The sequence below is a fragment of the Microbacterium sp. K27 genome (assembly GCF_004794435.1).
In the GTDB taxonomy this organism is placed as follows: Bacteria; Actinomycetota; Actinomycetes; order Actinomycetales; family Microbacteriaceae; genus Microbacterium; species Microbacterium maritypicum_A.
Window position 1 is genome coordinate 325,802 of sequence record NZ_SSDK01000040.1, and the last position, 16,263, is coordinate 342,064.

Sequence of the window (16,263 nt, forward strand, 5' to 3'; positions counted from 1 at the left end):
TACCGAGGGCGGTCAGCGCACATCGACGACGACCTTCCCGTCGCCCTTGCGGGGGAAATCGCGATACGCCGTGGCGATGTCGTCCAGCGCGTAGCGGCAGCCGACGAGCGAGGGCAGGGCCCCGGCGGCGGCGAGCGCGAGAGCCTCGGCCACATCGTCGTAGCGTGCGCTGGCCACACCCGACAGCCGCTTGCGACGCAGGTAGAAGTCGCGGGCGTCGATGCGCAGGTCGCTGTCGACGGATGCCGCGCAGAACACGGCCCGACCTCCCCACCGCAACGCCGAGATCCCGGCGCTCAGGGTCGGAGCGTGGCCGGAGACATCGAGCACGACGTCGAACCCTTCTCCCCCGTCGAGGGCCGCCGCCAGCGCGGCAGCTCCCGAAGCCTGGATGAGCTGCTCGTCTCCGAGCGGTGCGAGAGTACGGCGCGACGCGGCGACGACCTGGGCCCCGCGAGCGAGTGCGATGGCCACCGCCGCACGGCCGAGGGTGCCGCCCGCGCCGGTGACGAGCACCCTGTCGCCCGCGGCGAGCGCGACCGTGCGCACGGCGTTGATCACGATGGAGGCACTGTGCACCACGGCGGTCGCCTGTGCCGCGTCGAGGCCGTGGCGGTCGATCGCGTTGCGGGAGGGGACGACGACGTACTCGGCCGCTCCCCCGTCGCGGTGCACGCCGACGACGGTCTGGTTCGGGCAATCGGCTTCGTCTCCGGCCTGGCAATGAGCGCACTGCCCGCAGGCGATGTTGGGTTTGACCACCACGGTCTGGCCGATCCGCTTCTGGTCGACACCCGCTCCGACGGCGATGATCTCGCCGGCCGGGTCGATCCCGAGGATGCGAGGCAGCTGCGCCCGTGCTCCTGGGCCGACACCGGCGATGACGTTGAGGTCGAGCTGATTCACCCCGACCGTCTCGACGCGCACGAGCACTTCGCCGTCGCCGGGTACCGGGACATCCGCGACCGCGACGGTCAGCCCGTCCAGGTCATGACGGCTCAGCACGGCGGCACGCATCTTCACCTCTTCATCGCGGGAATCTGTTTGGGATACTGTATCCAATTTTCAGCACGGTCGTCTAGACCCTGTTCGAGCACGATATCCCGCAAACCATGGACACCCGATTCCAAATTGGATACCGTATCCCAAAATCCGCGTGAGGCGCCCCACTCCACGGAGGAGTCGCACGCACTTGCCCGAATGGAGAGTCATGCGCACGACACGAAACAGACTCGGCATCGCCGTGGTCGGGGGCGCAGCAGCACTGACGCTGCTCGCCGCCTGCGCCTCGCCGACGCCGACACCGGAAGGGCCCGTCGACCTCGGCGACGGCGAACCCGGAGCCGCGGAGGACACCAGCATCACGGTGGCCATCCCCTTCCCCGACATCACGATGTACTCGATGTTCGTCCTGGCGTCCGACCTCGGCTACTACGAAGACGAGGGCCTCACCGTCGAGGTCATCACCGCCGACAACGTCACGGCCGCCGTCGCCAGCGGCAGTGCCGACATCGGCGTCGAGTCGACCGGCACCGTGATCGACGCCATCCGCGGCGGTGTCGAGATCGATCTGGTCTCCGGCCATTACTGCCGGCAGAACTTCGATTTCGCGGTGCAGTCCGATGTGAAGAGCGTCGACGACCTCGACGGCACGTCGATCGTGCTGGCCGGCACTCCCGGCGACCCCGCCGAGTTCCAGCGCGCCCAGGTGCTGAAAGAGGAGGGCTGGGACGTCGCATCCGTAAACACCGAGGTCGTCTACCCGGGCCCCGGATCGGAGTCGTGGACGGAGTTCTTCGTCAACGACAAGATCAGCCTGCAGCCGTTCTACGCCGACGACAGGGCAGCACTCGAAGCTCACGGCGCGAACATCGTGGTCGAGTCGCTGCGCAACTGGGCGAACGACGTGCAGATCGCCGGCACGAAGTGGGCGCAGGAGAATCCGAACACCCTCGTCCGGTTCCTGCGGGCCACGCTCAAGGGCACCGACTTCATGACGGCGCCCGCGCCCGGCGAGTTCCCCGAGAACGCGGAGGAGGCGCTGGACATCTACGAGGCCAACGACTTCGACGTCGCGGAACTGCGTGATTCGGACAGCGTCTGGATCCTCGACGGACACCTCGCCTGCCCGAACCTGTACTTCGACGGCGAGGCGTGGGACACCACCATCGAGACGCAGAAGCTCGAACCGCTGGAGTTCGATGACGAGCAGCTCGTCTACCTCCGCAAGGCGCAAGAGCTGCTGGGCCTCGACAACGAGGGACCGGCCACGCTGACCTACCCGTGAGTCGCCGACTCGCACGAGAGGCCCCACCGTTGCGCATGGCGGTGGGGCCTCTTCGTCTGTTCAGGCTGGCGTGTTCGCTTAGGCCCCGCAACTCCCGCGGGATACAGAGCGATGCCACTTCACACCCAGCCGGCAGTCGACTAGACGGCCCTTCGGCCCGCGTCCTAGTAGTGGTCGCGAGCCTGGAGAATGACGATCTGCTCGTCGCTCACGTAGTAGACGAGGCGATTGGCCTGGTCGATGCGGCGGGACCACGCCCCGGAGAGCACGTGCTTCAGCGGCTCCGGTTTCCCGATGCCCTCGAAGGGATCACGGAGAACGTCGGCGATGAGCTGGTTGATCCGCCTCAGCGTCTTGCGATCCTGGCCCTGCCAGTACGTGTAGTCCTCCCACCCATGGGGGTCGAAGGCCAATCTCCGAGTCACTCGTCGATCAGGTCGTGCTGCTCGGCCTCACCGCGGCGCGCACGCTCGATCGCCGAGAGAAGTCGCTCTGCACCCACAGGGTTTCGCAGCAGGTACGCCGTCTCCGTGAGGGCGTCGTAGTCGTCCTTCGACATGATGACGGCGTTCCCACGTCGGGAGACGACCTCGACGGGCGCATGGTCATCGTTCACCTGCTGGATAAGGCCGAACAGGCTCTTGCGGGCCTCGGTAGCCGAGATCGCGGACATCCTCCACCTCCCTAGTGGTACAACAAAGCGTACCACTCGATCGCGAGTGAATGCCCGCCGAACGGACCCGACCCCCGTCGCGCATGAGACGGGGGTCGGGAGTCGAGGGGCGTCGGGAGTCTGCGTCGGTGCCGGTCAGCCGACGATCTTGCGCTCGTCGTACCAGGGCGCGAGCCGGCGCCGGAGGATCGAGATGACCAGCAGCGTGAGGTTGGCGATGATGACCATCACCACGACCATCGCGATGGCCTCGTCCATCCGGAATTGGTATGCGGCGAACTCGAGCAGGTGACCGAGGCCGCCGGTGCCGCCGAGGAACTCGCCGAGCACCTCGCCCGTGAAGCCGAGGGCCGCACCGCGCTGGATGCCGGAGAGGCTGTAGGGCAGCGTGGCGGGGAAGATCACCTTCCAGCCGAGGCCGATCCCCTTCGCGCCGTACACCCTGGCCGCGTTGACGAGCGAAGGGTTCACGGTGACCGCGCCCTCCATCGTGTTCAGCAGAATCGGGAACACCGCCAGCAGGATCACGAGGGCGATCTTCGACTCGCTGCCGAGGCCCAGGCCGAGGATGAACAGCGGGGCGAGCGCGACCTTGGGCGTGGAGTACAGCACCCACAGGAACGGGGCGACCATGAAGCGCAGCACCGGCGACCAGCCGACCGCAAGCCCCACGACGACCCCGACGACGATCGCGATCGCGAGGCCGATCAGCAGGTTGGTGACACTGAACGCGAAAGCGCTCCAGAACTCGGGGTCGACCATGAGCTGGCCGAACGCCACGGCCACCGCGGTCGGTGCGGGCAGGAAGGCCGCCGGTATCCAGTGGAACCAGCTGACCGCCGCCTCCCACAGGAGCAGCACTGCGGCGATCACCCCGATCAGGAGCAGGGTCCACTTTCCCTCGCCGGAGCGCACCACACGCCGCGGCCGCACGATGCGGACGGTTCCGGTTGCCGAGACGACGCTCATCGCGTGCCCTTCCTCGTCCACGGCGCGACCCCGCGTTCGATGGCCGTGACCACCTGGGTCATGCCCACGCTCCACAGCACGACGACGGCGATCGCGGCGAACGCCTGGTCGGTCTGATACGTGTTCGAGGCGCGGATGATGAGCGCGCCCATGCCGCTCGACGAGCCCGCGAGCTCCGCCACGACCATGCCGATCGTGGCGAGGACGACCGCTTGCCGCAGCCCCGCGAACAGGAACGGGATCGTCGACGGCAGGTACACCGAGCGATACAGCCGCATCCGCCCTGCCCCGTACACGCGGGCGGCGCGGATGATCGACGGGTTCGTGGTGCGCATGCCCGCGGCGACGTTGAGCAGGATCGGGAAGATCGCGCTGATCGTCACGAGGAAGATCACCGGACCGATGCCGAATCCGAACCACGCCTTCGCCAGCGGTTGATAGGCGATCGACGGCGTGGCGTAGATCGTCCACGCGATCGGACCGATCACGCGGTCGACAGGAAGCGATGTTCCCATCAGGAGCCCGACCGGGATGCCGACGACCACCGCGAGCGCGAAACCGGTCAGCCACGCCTGCACCGAGATGCCGGCGTTGGCGGCGAGCGATCCGTTCGCCACGATCTCGCCGAACCCCTGCGCGATGGCCAGAGGCGGCGGCAGGAAGACCGGACTGATCCAGCCGAACGCCCCGACGACCAGCTGCCAGAGCACGAGGAGCACGACGACCTCGATCGCGATGACCGCCGCCTTGCCCCGGGCGCTCAGCCCCGCGAGCCAGGCGGCGAGGCCACCCCTGCCGAGGTTCGGCCCGGTGGCGAGCAGCGCGGTCATTTCGACACCGCCGCTGCCGTGGCCTCACCCTCCAGCGCCTCCCAGAGGTGGTCGCGGAGTTCGAGGAAGCGCGGATCGTGCTGCACCGACCGTTCCGAGCGCGGGCGCGGGATGCCGGTCGTGATGATCTCCTTGATCGCACCGGGGTGGCTCTTGAAGACGACGATGCGGTCACCGAGGAGGATGGCCTCCTCGATCGAGTGCGTGATGAAGAGGACGGTCTTGCCCGTCGCCTCGATGAGCTTCTCGATCTCGTCGCGCATCACCTCGCGGGTGAGGGCGTCGACGGCACCGAGCGGCTCGTCCATCAACAGGATGCGCGGTTCCGCGACGAACGCGCGGGCGAGCCCGACGCGCTGCTGCATGCCGCCGGAGAGCTCACGGGGGTACGACGACTCGAATCCCGCGAGCCCCACCATCTCGATGGCCTCCTGCACCTTCGCCCGCCAGTCGGCGGTGCGCAGGCCCTTCTGCATCTCGAGTCCGAACTTCACGTTGTCGAACACGGTGCGCCAGGGCAGCAGGGCGTAGTCCTGGAAGACAACAGCCCGGTCGGGACCAGGGCCGTCGACCTGCTTCCCATCGACGAGGACGGCCCCGGTGCTCGGCGCGACGAGGCCGGCGATGACGTTCATGAACGTCGTCTTTCCGCACCCCGACGGGCCGAGCACCGTGATGAACTCACCTTCGAACACGTCGAGGTCGACGTCTTCGATGGCTATCAGCTTCTTTCCCGTCCGCGCGACGTCATAGCTCACCGAGAGCCCGGTGACCGAGATCAGCGGATCCGCCGAGTCCCGTGCGGTGTCATTCACGTCAGTCATCGTCGACCTCTCGTCTCATCGCCGCGCGTCGGTGCGCGACTTATCGCAGCTTCGGAAGCACCTCGGTGCCGAGGAGTTCGATCTGCTCGAAGAACCGATCGAACTTGAAGCGGAAGTCGAACACCAGGTGCTCGGTGCCGACCTCCTCGAACCGCTTGATCTGCTCGACCGCCTCGTCGGGGCTGCCGACGATGAGCTGTCCTTCGAGGTCTTCGACGGTCTCGAAGCTGCCGGACGGCGGCTTCACCGCGAACTTGGCCTTGTTCGCCCAGGCGAGAAGGCCCGGGATGTTCACGTGCTTGAGCGCCTCTTCGCGGGTGTCCTCGATCGACGTGGGCGGGATGACGGCGATGGTCGGCATCGGGCGGCCGTTCTCGTCCGTCATCTCACGCATGGTCTTGATGCGCTTCTCCATGGTGAGCAGGCCCGTGCGTCCCGGCATCCACCCGTCGGCGAACTCCGCCGCGAGACGGGCCGAACGCGGGGTCGCGCCGCAGTACCAGAACGGGATGCGTCCTCCCACGGGCTTGGGCTCGATCGTGACGTTCTCGAATGTGAAGATGCCGTCGTCGTAGGTGACATCGTTCTCGGTGAAGACGCGGCGCAGGATCTCGGCGTTCGAGCGCACCATCTCGACGCGGTCGAGCTCGCCCCAGCCGATCGCGTCGAACTCGTGATCGAACGTTCCGGCGCCGAAGCCGAGGATCAGGCGCGGGCCGAGCAGCTGGGTCATCGTGCCTGCCATGAGAGCGGTGACGAGCGGGTGCCGGAACGGGATGAGCGATCCGGTGCCGAGCTCGATCTTGTCGGTGACGGCACCGATGGCAGTGAGAGTCGTCAGCGCGTCGTAGAACGTGCGGTTCGGCTTCTCCATCTCGCCGTGCGGCTCGAAGACCAGGTGATCGCGCACCCAGACGGAGTCGAATCCGAAGCTCTCCGCGAGCTTCGATCCCTCCAGGAGCTTCTCCTTGCTCGCCTCCTCGCCGAAGTGCGGCAGCAGCAGTCCGAATTTCATGTCAGTTCCTCTCCAGCGGCGAATGCCGCCCTGTCTTCCGCCGATGCGGCGAGCTTTCCGAAAGTGCGGTCGCCGACGACCTCGTCGCCGACATAGACGTCGACACCGCGCACGAGCGTGCGCTGGATGCGCGCGCTGATGGTGCGCCCGTCGTAGGGGGTCCAGCCGATCTTCGAGAGCACGCCGTCATTCGTGATCGTCCACTCGTCGGCGAGGTCGGCGATGACGATGTCGGCATCCGCCCCGATCGTGAGCGATCCCTTCACACCCTCCAGGCCGAACTTGGCGGCGGGGATGTGGGCGACCATGTCGATCGCGCGCTGCAGGTCGAGCTCGCCCTTGTTGACCGCGTCGAGCATGAGCTCGTAGTAGTACTGGATGCCGGGGGTGCCGGTGTGCGAACTCCACATCTGCGTCCACCCGACCTCCTTCTCCTCGCGCGTGTGCGGGGCGTGGTCGCTGGCGGCGATGTCGATCGTGCCGTCGCGCATGCCCTCCCAGACGGCCGCGCGGTTGTCGTCGGGCACCCAGTAGCTGAGCGCGTACGGGCCGAGGGTCTCGACGTCGTTCCAGGTCGACAGGAACGGCGCCCAGTGGTTGACCTCGCAGGTCACGTCGATGCCGTTCTGCTTGGCGCGCCGAACGGCCTCGATCGAGCGTCGGGTCTGGATGTGCGCGATGTGCACGGGACAGCCGGAGGCCTCGGCGAGACGCAGCACGACGTCGATGGCCGTGTCCCAGATCACACCCTCGCGCGCGGCGTAGGCGGAGGCGTAGCCCTCGGGGGTGTTCTCGCCGCGGGCGAGGTAGGCGCCCTCGATGTAATCCATGAGCGCCTGGTCGTGCGGGTGCACGATGAAGCGCTTGCCGGTCTGGGCGATGTGATCCATGATCTCGAGCAGGTGGCCGTGGTTGTGGATGCCGGTGCCGGAGGGGTGCGGGTAGTCGCGGCCCGTGTCGACGACCATGTAGATCTTGTACGCCCGGATGCCCATCTCGCTCATGCCGGCGATCTCATCGAACTTCGTCGGCGCGGGGTTGTGGTTCCAGTCGACGATCGACGACTCCTCATACCGGTGGAACACGTCGGTCAACGTGGCGACGTCGGTGGTCGGCGGCTTGAGGTTGGGCATCCCGAACATCGTGGTGACGCCACCGGCCGCGGCCTGCAGGCTCGTCGTGTAGATGTCGTCCTTGTGCTCGTAGCCGGGTTCGCGGGTGTGCACGTGCACGTCGACCATGCCAGGAAGCACGAGCTTGCCCGCGGCGTCGATCGTGCGCGCAGCCGCGACGTCGGTACCGGCCGCGACCATGCCCGCGACCTTGCCGTCGGCGACGAGCAGGTCGGCCAGGACCGGCCCTGCGGGGGTGACGACGGTGCCGCCGGTGATCTTCAGATCCACGCTCATCGCGCGACCTCCTCTTTGCTGTCGGACTGTGTCTGCACGGTTTCGGTGGTGATGGATTCGCCGATCGCGGGCGACGGCGAAGACCGGTGGATGAGGTGCGCCGGGCGCACGTACCGGTCGAACCAGCCCACGATCACCGGGGTGGTCTGCTCCCAGTACGCGTCGTAGGCGGCGTAGTGGGTGGTGTGCCGCTGCATGATGAGCTGCTTCGGTCCACGTGCCGCCTCGTAAAGCGCCTCGGCGTGGTCGGTCGGGGTGGTGGCGTCGCCTTCGACGCCGATCACGAGCAGCGGTGTGGTCAGGCGGCCTGCCGCGTCGATCGGCCGGTACGCGATGATGCCCTCGGCGCACGCGAGCGGCACGGCTGTCGGGATGCGGTCGTCGACGTCGGCCTTGATCTTCGTCGCCCGACGCTCGGCCGTGGGGATCATGATCTCCTCACGGGGGTGCACGATCCGCCCCTCCCCCGTGGCGACGCGCAGGCGGCGGTCCTCTTCGAGGGACTTCTGGAAGTCGAGCCACTCGTACTCGCTGCGCATGCGGTGCAGCCAGTCCTCGCCGTCGGCGACCGGCACCTGGCTGACCGCGGCCTTGATACGCGGGTCGGCGTCGGCGAGGAGCACGGCGTTGCCGCCTCCGGTGCCGCCGGTGCCGAAGACCCCGATCGCGTCGGCGATCACGTCGTCGCGCGTGGTCAGGTAGGTCACGGCGTTCACCAGATCCTGCAGCTGCCAGGCCGGAGAGAGATAGCCGCGGTCGCCTTCGGAGTCGCCGAAGCCGCGGTAGTCGATCACGAGCACGGCGAAGCCGGCCTCGACCAGGGCCTCGTGGTAGCGGACGTAGAGCTTGGCGTCCTTCAGCCCGAGCCAACCGGGGCCCTGAACGATCGCGCGATACGGCCCCGCGTGATCGGGGGTGCGCCACACGGCGGAGATGCGCTGACCCTCGCTGAAGTACGAGACGGGTGTGGTCTGCATGGGTTCCTCTCGGCTGAACGCGGCGTCGCGATCGGCGATCTGCGCCGCTGCGGTGGGGCGTTTCCCATCCTTATCCATTTTGGATCCAGAATCCAGTATTGATTTGGATCCAGTATCCGCGCTACCATGACCCCATCGCGTCGACCCGATTGGCCGACGCCGGTGGTCCCGACCTGGACTGCGAACGTGCTCTCTCTTGCGCCCTTCCCGTCCTCGTCTCCCGGAGAACCATGCCTGCCACCGCCCGCGCCCTCGGCGCCCTCCCCGCCCTCGCCCTGCTCGTCGCCGCCGGACTCAGCGGCTGCGCCGGCGCGCCGGCGTCATCGGCCGAAGCGCCCGACGCCGAAACCCCCAGCACCGAGCCGATCGTGCTCGACAACTGCGGCACCGAGGTCTCGCTCGGCGCCACGCCGCAGCGCATCCTCACCGTGAAGTCGTCGACTCTCGAACTCGCGCTGGCCCTCGGCGCCGGGGATCGGATCATCGGCTCCGCCTTCTCCGACGGCCCGCTGCCTGACGATCTCGCGGCGGATGCCGAGGACATCCCGGTCGTCTCCGACAAGGTGCCGTCGAAGGAGGCCGTGCTCGACCTCGAGCCCGACCTGGTGTTCGCCGGATGGGAGTCGAACTTCTCGGTCGACGGCGCCGGTGAGCGAGCCGACCTGCAGAATCTCGGCATCACCACCTACGTCACCCCCGCGGCCTGCAAGGCTCCGGGCTACATGCCCGACCCGCTCACGTTCGACACGGTCTTCGATGGCTTCGCGGAGGCCGGCCAACTGCTCGGCGAGACGGAGGCGGCGAGCGCGCTGATCGCCGAGCAGCGCGCAGAGCTCGACGCGATCACCCCCGACGACCGTGGCCTCACGGCGCTCTGGTACTCGTCCGGCACCGACCAGCCCTTCGTGGGCGCCGGCATCGGCGCGCCGGAGATGATCATGTCGGCCGCCGGGCTCGAGAACGTCTTCGCCGACGTGCACGACACCTGGACGTCGAGCTCGTGGGAGCTGATCGCCGAGGCCGACCCCGACGTGATCGTGCTGGTGGACGCCGCCTGGAACACCGCCGCGTCGAAGATCGCGCTGCTCACCTCGAACCCGGTCACCGCACAGCTCGACGCGGTGCGGAACGAGCGGTACGTGCTGGTCGACTTCCCGGCGACCGAGGCGGGCATCCGCAACGTGAAGGCCGTGGAATCGATCGTGACGCAGCTCGGAGAGCAGTGAGCGTCACGGTTCCGCTGCGCACGGCGCTCCCTGTCACGGCGGCATCCGCTCCCCACCCCCGGGGACGTACCGTCTCGGCGATCACGGTGCTGCTGCTCGCCCTGGCGGGATCGGTGGTCGCCGCGGTCGCGATCGGGCCGGCCGACATCGCCCCGGCCGAGCTCGCGGCGAGCGTGTGGTCGCACCTGACCGGCGCGGCCACAGGCCTCACCCCGCTCCGCGACGCGATCATCTGGGAGGGGCGAGTACCCCGCGTTCTCACGGCCGCGGCGGTCGGAGGCGGCCTGGCCCTGTGCGGTGCCGTGATGCAGGCCCTCACCCGCAACCCGCTCGCCGATCCCTACCTGCTCGGTCTGTCCTCCGGCGCCTCGACCGGCGCGGTGATCGTCATCGTGCTCGGTGCGGCGGTGGCACTGCCGTTCGCCGCGTTCGCGGGTGCGCTGCTCGCCCTGACACTCACGTTGGGCCTCGCGCGCGCGGCCGGTTCCGCAGGAGCCACCGCCGTGGTCCTCGCCGGTCTCGCCGTGTCGGCCGTGCTCGCGGCACTGACCAGCCTCGTGATCTTCTGGAGCGCGACGAACGACAGCTACCGTGAGATCCTCAGCTGGCTGCTCGGCTCCCTCGGAGGTGCCGACTGGGCGGACGCCGCCCTCGCCGGGGTCGCCGTGGTGGTCTGCGCCGCCCCCCTGCTGGCTGCAGCCCGGCCACTGGACACCCTCGTACTGGGTGACACCGCGGCCGAGGCACTCGGCATCCCGGTGACCCGGCTGCGCGTACTGCTCTTCGTGTGCACGGCGCTGCTGACCGGAGCGCTCGTGGCGGTGAGCGGGTCGATCGGCTTCGTCGGACTGATCCTGCCGCACGCGGTTCGGGCGGTCGTCGGCGCCCGGCATCGCGCGCTGCTGCCGGTCTCGTTCCTCGCGGGCGCCGTGTTCCTCATCTGGGCCGACACCATCGCCCGCACCGTGTTCGAGCCACGCGAGCTCCCGGTCGGGATCGTCACCGCTTTGATCGGCGGCCCCGTGTTCGCGCTGCTGATGCTGCGTATGAGGAAGAGCCGCGCATGACCGGAGTGCGTGAGGACGGCCTCGATGCCCGACGCATCCGATTCGCGCACGGGCGTCGGATCCTCTGCGACGACATGCACATCACCGCCCCCGGAGGTTCGGTGACCGCTCTCCTCGGCCCCAACGGCTCAGGCAAGAGCACGCTGCTGCGGCTGATCGCCGGAACCCTGCGGGGCGAGGTCGAGGCCCTCGCGCTCGACGGCGCATCGCTGCCCTCGATGCGGCGGCGGGAGCGCGCACAGCGCGTCGCCCTGGTCGAGCAGGAGTGGTCGACCGCCGAGGGGATGACCGGGCGCGACATCGTGGGGCTCGGGCTGCTTCCCCACCGCGGATGGCTGTCGTTCGAGGGGGCGCAGACGGATGCCGTCGCCACCGATGCGGCTCTCGGCCGCGCGGGGGCGCTCGAGTTCGCGGAGCGCGATGCCGCGACCCTGTCCGGCGGCGAACGCCAACGGGTGAACCTCGCGAGGGCCCTCGCTCAGCGACCGGCGCTGCTGCTGTGCGACGAGCCCACGAACCACCTCGACATCCGCGCGCAGCTGGGCGCACTCGCCCTCCTCGCGTCCCTCGCGCGCGACGGCATGACCGTGCTGGCTGCTCTGCACGATCTCAATCACGCGGCGGCATTCGCCGATCGAGTCGTCGTGATCGCCGACGGTCACGTGCAGGCGGCGGGTTCCCCACAGGAGGTGCTGACGCGGGAGCTCATCGCGCGCGTCTGGCAGGTCGACGCCGAGGTGATCCTCCGGCCGGGCAGCGATCGTCCGCTGATCGTGTTCGATGCGGCTCCCGCCCTCACGCGCTGACCGGCTCGGACGATCGGGATTCAGACGAGCTCGGCGGATGCGAACTGCGGAGCGAGGACGAACGAGCCCAAGCGGTGCGCGAGCGCTTCCGCCTCGGCCTCCAGCGCCACCTGCTCCTGGCAGTCGTCGAGTGCCACGGAGCCGGCACCCCCTCCCACCCCGGCGAGCGCGCATACCTGCGCGGGCTTCCGCAGCTGGTCGAAGGTCATGGGCAGACTCTCGCATCGCGTGTGCCCGCACAGCAGGTGCGAGAGCTCGTGGATCACCACGTGCAGTCGGTACCACTGCGGATCGGAGCGGCGGACCGGAATCCTCGCACGGTCACCGTCGACGAGCAGGAACCGCGGAACGGCCCGCCACTCCTCCTCGTTCAACACGTCGACCTCGATGTCCAGCCCCAGCAGGGCGGACGCCCGTTCCGTGATGCACTGCATACTCGCGCCGCACTCGACCTCCAACTCTTCGAAGAGCCGGTCCACTCGACTTCGACCACTCACGATTCCCTCACCCCTCGCACAGCCCGACCCCCTTTCGGCCGGACAACCCTCACAGTGGAGAGACGGCGGTGGGGGCCCGGTCATTACGCCGAAAGACTGGGAACTTTCGGCCAGTCTTTCGAGACCTGTGACTATGACGTTTGGTGCGCGTCGAGCTCAGCCGATTGGAGAGCCTCGGCGGCGAGAGCCGTCGCAGTGTCGAGATCGCGCATCCACAGCGGATGCACCGGCGCGCGCAGTCCGGCCGCCTCGAGCCCGCCTGCGAGAGAAGCATCCTCCTCGGCGATGAGCCACGCATCCAACAGTCCGCCGGCTGCGCGTGCCCCGTAGTGGTGTCCGACCGCGTCGGCGGTGGCGGCGAGACCGATGGCGGCGAGACAGGCGTCGGCCATACCGCGCACGGGAGCACCGGCGATGATCGGCGACACCCCGACCACGGCTCCGGGGGCGGCACGTACGGCGTCGGCGATGCCGGGGACCGAGAGGATCGGCCCGAGCGAGACCACGGGATTCGACGGGGCGAACAGGATGACGTCCGCTGCAGACAGCGCGTCGACCACTCCGGGTGCGGGCACGGACTGCGCGATCCCCGGCGCATCGAACCGCTGCGCCGGGAGGGTCGCACGATGCCGGGTCCACCACTCCTGGAAGTGCATCCGACCCCGGGCGGTGAACACGTGGGTGTCGACTTCGGTATCGGTCATGGGCAGCAGTCGGATGCCGAGCGGCCATCGGGAGGCGAGGCGATCGACGACCTCGGTCACGGAGGCGCCGTCCCGGAGCCAGCCCGTGCGGGCGATGTGGGCACCGAGGTCGAGGTCACCCAACGTGAACCACGGCCAGCCGGCTCCCCATGCCTGCAACTCGGTGGCGACGCGCTCGCTCTCGCCCTCCCTCCCCCATCCGCGTGCGGTGTCGTTGACACCGGCGAGCGCGTAGATCATCGAGTCGACATCGGGCTGCAGCCGCAGGCCGCTGAGCCACAGGTCGTCGCCGGTGTTGACGATCCCCGTGATCTCGGCTCGGGTTCCTCCCGCGGCATCCGGCCACCGTCGCCGTGCGGCCTCCCGCACACCGACCACGAACTTCGATCCGCCGACGCCACCGGCGAGGACGACGATGCGCGGGCCATCGGAGGTGTCGGCGACGCCGCCGGTCATGAGGCGAGCACCAGCGGTCGGTCGACCAGCGCCGCAGTGCGCGGGCCCAGTCCGGCACGGCGGGCGGCCCGCAGGTGCTCGGCATGATCGAGGTCACGTCGCAGACCACTCAAGACGGGAAACCCGACCTCGACGAAGCCGGCCGCGCGATGTGCGGAGGCCGAGTCCACCCCGAAACACGGAGTGAGGTCGAAACCCGCCCGCGCCGTGGCGAGCACGGTGCCGGTGCCCTCGGCGTCCGGCACGAACGCCCGGGAGTGCGAAGAGGCGAACGCGAGCGCCCTGGCCAGCTCGTCGGGGCGCAGCGCCGGCAGGTCGCCGAGCATCACGGCACGAGGGCGCAGGTCGGGGGCCGCGCTCACGCCGAGCCCGATCGCCGCGGTCAGCCCTTCGCTGCGGTCGCGCACCAGTCGCACCCGCGGCAGCACACGCAGAGCGGTCGCCGTGACCTCGTCGCTCGTGACGACGATGACTTCGGCGACGCGCTCGCATGCGGTGGCCGCCTCGACCGTGTCGAGGGCGATCGCGCGGGCGAGGGGCTCGCGATCGACGCCGGGGATGCGCAACCGCGACTTGCCGATCTCGGCGCGCTTCACCGGGATCACCACGATCCACTCACGAGCGGGCACTCCCGGCAGCGGCACCCCGACTCCCGAACCGCGGATCATCTCCGTCGCCTCACCCGCGCAGTTCGGCAGCAGTCTCGCGCAGTACGGCGGTGTCGCGCAGTACGGCGGTGTCGCGCAGCCGGGGCGCGATGTCGCGCTCGAACAGTTGCAGGAACCGGCGCTGGTCGTGACCCGGCGCGTGGAAGACGAGGTGGTTGAAGCCCCAGTCGATGTACTGCTGGATCTCGGCGGCGACGGCATCCGGGTCGTTCCCGACGATCCAGCGCTTGGCGATGGTCTCGAGCGGCAGCGCATCGGCGGCCTTCTCCATCTCGACGGGGTCGGTGATGTCGTGCTTCTGCTCCTTCGAGAGCGACAGCGGCGACCAGAAGCGGGTGTTCTCCAACGCCGCCTCCCGGGTCTCCTCGTACGACAGCTTGATCTCGATCATCCGGTCGTAGTCGTCGAACGAGCGCTCGGACTGCTCGAGCCCCTCTTTCACGGCCGGGAGCAGCTGGTCGACGTAGAGCTCCTGGCCCTTGCCCGAGGTGCAGATGAAGCCGTCGCCCGCGCGCCCGGCGTAGCGCGCGACCATCGGTCCGCCCGCGGCGATGTAGATCGGGATGCCGCCCTCGGGACGGTCGTAGATCGAGGCGTCGTGCGTGGAGTAGTACTCGCCGTCGAAGTTCACCCGGTCGCCCGACCACAACGCCCGCATCAGACGCACGGATTCGCGCAGCCGCGCATAGCGCTCCTTGAACTCGGGCCACTCCTGCTCCCCGGCGCCGCGGAATCCGGTCGCGATCTCGTTCAGCGCCTCGCCCGAGCCGACGCCGAGGATGATGCGGTCCTGGTACAGGCAGCCCAGGCTCGCGAACGCCTGCGCGAGCACGGCAGGGTTGTAACGGAAGGTCGGGGTCAGCACCGAGGTGCCGATGCGGATGCTCGACGTGCGCTCGCCCACCGCCGCCATCCAGGTGAGCGAGAACGGAGCATGGCCGCCGGTGTGGCGCCAGGGCTGGAAGTGGTCGCTCGCGAACACGGACTGCATGCCGTGCGCCTCGGCCGCGACCGAGATCTCGACCAGCTCCCGCGGGTCGAACTGCTCTGCGCTGGCCTTGTATCCGAGGGTCAGTGTCATGTCGCATCCTTCGTGTCGGGTTCCTGCTGTGCGTGTAGGTGCTGTTCCTGGGTGCCGAGGTCCGCGAGCGCAGCGGCGTAACCGTCGCGGTATCCCTGGTCGAGTGCTTCGGCGGTGCCCAGCCAGAAGAGGTCGCGCTCCGCGCCGCGCACGATGCTGGCGGCCCCGGGCAGGGTGAGGGGTCCGACAAGGTCGCCCCGCCCGCGCACCACGGCGACCGGGTTGCCGCTCGCCTTGCCCTTGACCAGATCTGCGGCCGCGGCGAGCTCGTCCGCGACACACGGGGTCGTGACGTTCAGGACCTTTCCCGCCTGGTCGGTCGTGCCACGGAGGTCGGCGATCATGTGCACGCCCCCGCCGCCGATCGCGACGTCGGTCTGACCTTCTCGCCAGGGGCGACCGAGGGTGTCGCTGAGGATCACCCCGACCTCGGCGCCCGTGGCCGCCCGCAGTCCGGCGGCGAGCGCACGCGCCGACCGATCCGGATCTTCGGGAAGCAGCAGCACCCAGCCGTCCGGGGTGTTGCTGGCGTCGACGCCGGCGGCCGCGGCGACCATGCCCAAGCGGTTCTCGACGATGCGCATGGTGTGCCCGTCGAAGGTGCGCGAGGCCACGAGGCGCACGGTCTCGGCGGTGATCGCCTCTTCACGGTCGGCGGCCTGTACGTAGCGGCCTTCGGCCTTGGAGACGATCTTCGAGGTGACGACGAGGATGTCGTTGATGTTGCTCGTGAGGCCGAACTGGTCGCCGTAGATGTAGCCCCACATCAGCACC

Annotated in this window: 18 protein-coding genes; 4 read left to right on the forward strand and 14 right to left on the reverse strand. The window is 69.0% G+C overall.

Annotated features, from left to right (window positions below):
* Positions 1-12: 12 nt before the first annotated feature.
* Positions 13-1,017 (reverse strand): alcohol dehydrogenase catalytic domain-containing protein, encoded by a 1,005-nt coding sequence (locus tag DW307_RS11250; RefSeq protein ID WP_168441028.1) that lies wholly within the window; start codon positions 1,015-1,017, stop codon positions 13-15.
* A 193-nt stretch (positions 1,018-1,210) separates the two neighbouring features.
* On the opposite strand from DW307_RS11250, the gene DW307_RS11255 reads away from it, so the two are divergent.
* The gene (locus DW307_RS11255; RefSeq protein ID WP_136024766.1) at positions 1,211-2,287 is read left to right on the forward strand and encodes an ABC transporter substrate-binding protein; all 1,077 of its coding nucleotides are present in this window, start codon (positions 1,211-1,213) and stop codon (positions 2,285-2,287) included.
* A 164-nt stretch (positions 2,288-2,451) separates the two neighbouring features.
* Here DW307_RS11255 and DW307_RS11260 read toward each other — a convergent pair whose 3' ends face one another.
* From DW307_RS11260 to DW307_RS11295, 8 genes are all read right to left on the reverse strand, one after another.
* Entirely contained in the window at positions 2,452-2,700 is a 249-nt protein-coding gene (locus tag DW307_RS11260; protein WP_021201489.1) for a Txe/YoeB family addiction module toxin, read from the reverse strand.
* An 8-nt stretch (positions 2,701-2,708) separates the two neighbouring features.
* On the reverse strand, positions 2,709-2,960 hold the full coding sequence (locus tag DW307_RS11265; protein ID WP_021201488.1) for a type II toxin-antitoxin system Phd/YefM family antitoxin: 252 nt from the start codon (positions 2,958-2,960) through the stop codon (positions 2,709-2,711).
* A 135-nt stretch (positions 2,961-3,095) separates the two neighbouring features.
* Positions 3,096-3,929, reverse strand: coding sequence for an ABC transporter permease (locus tag DW307_RS11270; protein ID WP_136024767.1), 834 nt, complete (start codon positions 3,927-3,929; stop codon positions 3,096-3,098).
* Positions 3,926-4,759: an ABC transporter permease gene (locus DW307_RS11275; RefSeq protein ID WP_136024768.1), complete on the reverse strand. Its 834-nt coding sequence runs from the start codon at positions 4,757-4,759 to the stop codon at positions 3,926-3,928. The genes DW307_RS11270 and DW307_RS11275 overlap by 4 nt, the downstream gene beginning before the upstream one ends.
* Entirely contained in the window at positions 4,756-5,583 is an 828-nt protein-coding gene (locus DW307_RS11280; protein ID WP_021201485.1) for an ABC transporter ATP-binding protein, read from the reverse strand. Before DW307_RS11280 ends, DW307_RS11275 begins: the two co-directional genes overlap by 4 nt.
* Positions 5,584-5,623: 40 nt before the next feature.
* Positions 5,624-6,598 (reverse strand): LLM class flavin-dependent oxidoreductase, encoded by a 975-nt coding sequence (locus tag DW307_RS11285; RefSeq protein ID WP_136024769.1) that lies wholly within the window; start codon positions 6,596-6,598, stop codon positions 5,624-5,626.
* Positions 6,595-8,007, reverse strand: a complete 1,413-nt coding sequence (locus tag DW307_RS11290; RefSeq protein WP_029268024.1) for a dihydroorotase — start codon at positions 8,005-8,007, stop codon at positions 6,595-6,597. Before DW307_RS11290 ends, DW307_RS11285 begins: the two co-directional genes overlap by 4 nt.
* Positions 8,004-9,062 carry an alpha/beta hydrolase gene (locus DW307_RS11295; protein WP_197703112.1) on the reverse strand — a complete coding sequence of 353 codons (1,059 nt, stop codon included), beginning with the start codon at positions 9,060-9,062 and terminating at the stop codon, positions 8,004-8,006. Before DW307_RS11295 ends, DW307_RS11290 begins: the two co-directional genes overlap by 4 nt.
* A 152-nt stretch (positions 9,063-9,214) precedes the next feature.
* Between DW307_RS11295 and DW307_RS11300 the strand changes: the two genes are divergently transcribed.
* The 3 genes from DW307_RS11300 to DW307_RS11310 are packed head-to-tail and all read left to right on the forward strand — an operon-like array spanning position 9,215 to position 12,083.
* Complete coding sequence (locus tag DW307_RS11300; protein ID WP_136024770.1) at positions 9,215-10,210, forward strand: putative F420-0 ABC transporter substrate-binding protein; 996 nt, start codon at positions 9,215-9,217, stop codon at positions 10,208-10,210.
* Positions 10,207-11,277: a putative F420-0 ABC transporter permease subunit gene (locus DW307_RS11305; RefSeq protein ID WP_205810466.1), complete on the forward strand. Its 1,071-nt coding sequence runs from the start codon at positions 10,207-10,209 to the stop codon at positions 11,275-11,277. The genes DW307_RS11300 and DW307_RS11305 overlap by 4 nt, the downstream gene beginning before the upstream one ends.
* Positions 11,274-12,083 carry an ABC transporter ATP-binding protein gene (locus DW307_RS11310; protein ID WP_136024771.1) on the forward strand — a complete coding sequence of 270 codons (810 nt, stop codon included), beginning with the start codon at positions 11,274-11,276 and terminating at the stop codon, positions 12,081-12,083. Before DW307_RS11305 ends, DW307_RS11310 begins: the two co-directional genes overlap by 4 nt.
* A 20-nt stretch (positions 12,084-12,103) precedes the next feature.
* Here the strand turns inward: DW307_RS11310 and DW307_RS11315 are convergent, their stop codons facing one another.
* From DW307_RS11315 to cofE, 5 genes are all read right to left on the reverse strand, one after another.
* Positions 12,104-12,517, reverse strand: coding sequence for a hypothetical protein (locus DW307_RS11315; RefSeq protein WP_136024772.1), 414 nt, complete (start codon positions 12,515-12,517; stop codon positions 12,104-12,106).
* 194 nt (positions 12,518-12,711) lie between these two features.
* The gene (gene cofD / locus DW307_RS11320) at positions 12,712-13,740 is read right to left on the reverse strand and encodes a 2-phospho-L-lactate transferase (protein ID WP_136024773.1); all 1,029 of its coding nucleotides are present in this window, start codon (positions 13,738-13,740) and stop codon (positions 12,712-12,714) included.
* Positions 13,737-14,408: a 2-phospho-L-lactate guanylyltransferase gene (gene cofC, locus DW307_RS11325; RefSeq protein ID WP_136024774.1), complete on the reverse strand. Its 672-nt coding sequence runs from the start codon at positions 14,406-14,408 to the stop codon at positions 13,737-13,739. The genes cofD and cofC overlap by 4 nt, the downstream gene beginning before the upstream one ends.
* 10 nt (positions 14,409-14,418) lie before the next feature.
* The gene (gene fgd, locus DW307_RS11330) at positions 14,419-15,489 is read right to left on the reverse strand and encodes a glucose-6-phosphate dehydrogenase (coenzyme-F420) (protein WP_051671246.1); all 1,071 of its coding nucleotides are present in this window, start codon (positions 15,487-15,489) and stop codon (positions 14,419-14,421) included.
* On the reverse strand, positions 15,486-16,256 hold the full coding sequence (gene cofE, locus DW307_RS11335; RefSeq protein WP_240750629.1) for a coenzyme F420-0:L-glutamate ligase: 771 nt from the start codon (positions 16,254-16,256) through the stop codon (positions 15,486-15,488). The genes fgd and cofE overlap by 4 nt, the downstream gene beginning before the upstream one ends.
* Positions 16,257-16,263 lie beyond the last annotated feature (7 nt).

What these genes read in the sequence shown, in the direction of transcription:
- cofE (WP_240750629.1), bottom strand. Translation starts at nt 16,256, where the DNA reads ATGTGGGGCTACATCTACGGCGACCAGTTCGGCCTCACGAGCAACATC.
- cofD (WP_136024773.1), bottom strand. Translation starts at nt 13,740, where the DNA reads ATGACCGGCGGCGTCGCCGACACCTCCGATGGCCCGCGCATCGTCGTC.
- DW307_RS11250 (WP_168441028.1), bottom strand. Translation starts at nt 1,017, where the DNA reads ATGCGTGCCGCCGTGCTGAGCCGTCATGACCTGGACGGGCTGACCGTC.
- DW307_RS11290 (WP_029268024.1), bottom strand. Translation starts at nt 8,007, where the DNA reads ATGAGCGTGGATCTGAAGATCACCGGCGGCACCGTCGTCACCCCCGCA.
- DW307_RS11275 (WP_136024768.1), bottom strand. Translation starts at nt 4,759, where the DNA reads ATGACCGCGCTGCTCGCCACCGGGCCGAACCTCGGCAGGGGTGGCCTC.
- fgd (WP_051671246.1), bottom strand. Translation starts at nt 15,489, where the DNA reads ATGACACTGACCCTCGGATACAAGGCCAGCGCAGAGCAGTTCGACCCG.
- DW307_RS11315 (WP_136024772.1), bottom strand. Translation starts at nt 12,517, where the DNA reads ATGCAGTGCATCACGGAACGGGCGTCCGCCCTGCTGGGGCTGGACATC.
- DW307_RS11285 (WP_136024769.1), bottom strand. Translation starts at nt 6,598, where the DNA reads ATGAAATTCGGACTGCTGCTGCCGCACTTCGGCGAGGAGGCGAGCAAG.
- DW307_RS11270 (WP_136024767.1), bottom strand. Translation starts at nt 3,929, where the DNA reads ATGAGCGTCGTCTCGGCAACCGGAACCGTCCGCATCGTGCGGCCGCGG.
- DW307_RS11300 (WP_136024770.1), top strand. Translation starts at nt 9,215, where the DNA reads ATGCCTGCCACCGCCCGCGCCCTCGGCGCCCTCCCCGCCCTCGCCCTG.
- DW307_RS11295 (WP_197703112.1), bottom strand. Translation starts at nt 9,062, where the DNA reads ATGGATAAGGATGGGAAACGCCCCACCGCAGCGGCGCAGATCGCCGAT.
- DW307_RS11280 (WP_021201485.1), bottom strand. Translation starts at nt 5,583, where the DNA reads ATGACTGACGTGAATGACACCGCACGGGACTCGGCGGATCCGCTGATC.
- DW307_RS11310 (WP_136024771.1), top strand. Translation starts at nt 11,274, where the DNA reads ATGACCGGAGTGCGTGAGGACGGCCTCGATGCCCGACGCATCCGATTC.
- DW307_RS11265 (WP_021201488.1), bottom strand. Translation starts at nt 2,960, where the DNA reads ATGTCCGCGATCTCGGCTACCGAGGCCCGCAAGAGCCTGTTCGGCCTT.
- cofC (WP_136024774.1), bottom strand. Translation starts at nt 14,408, where the DNA reads ATGATCCGCGGTTCGGGAGTCGGGGTGCCGCTGCCGGGAGTGCCCGCT.
- DW307_RS11255 (WP_136024766.1), top strand. Translation starts at nt 1,211, where the DNA reads ATGCGCACGACACGAAACAGACTCGGCATCGCCGTGGTCGGGGGCGCA.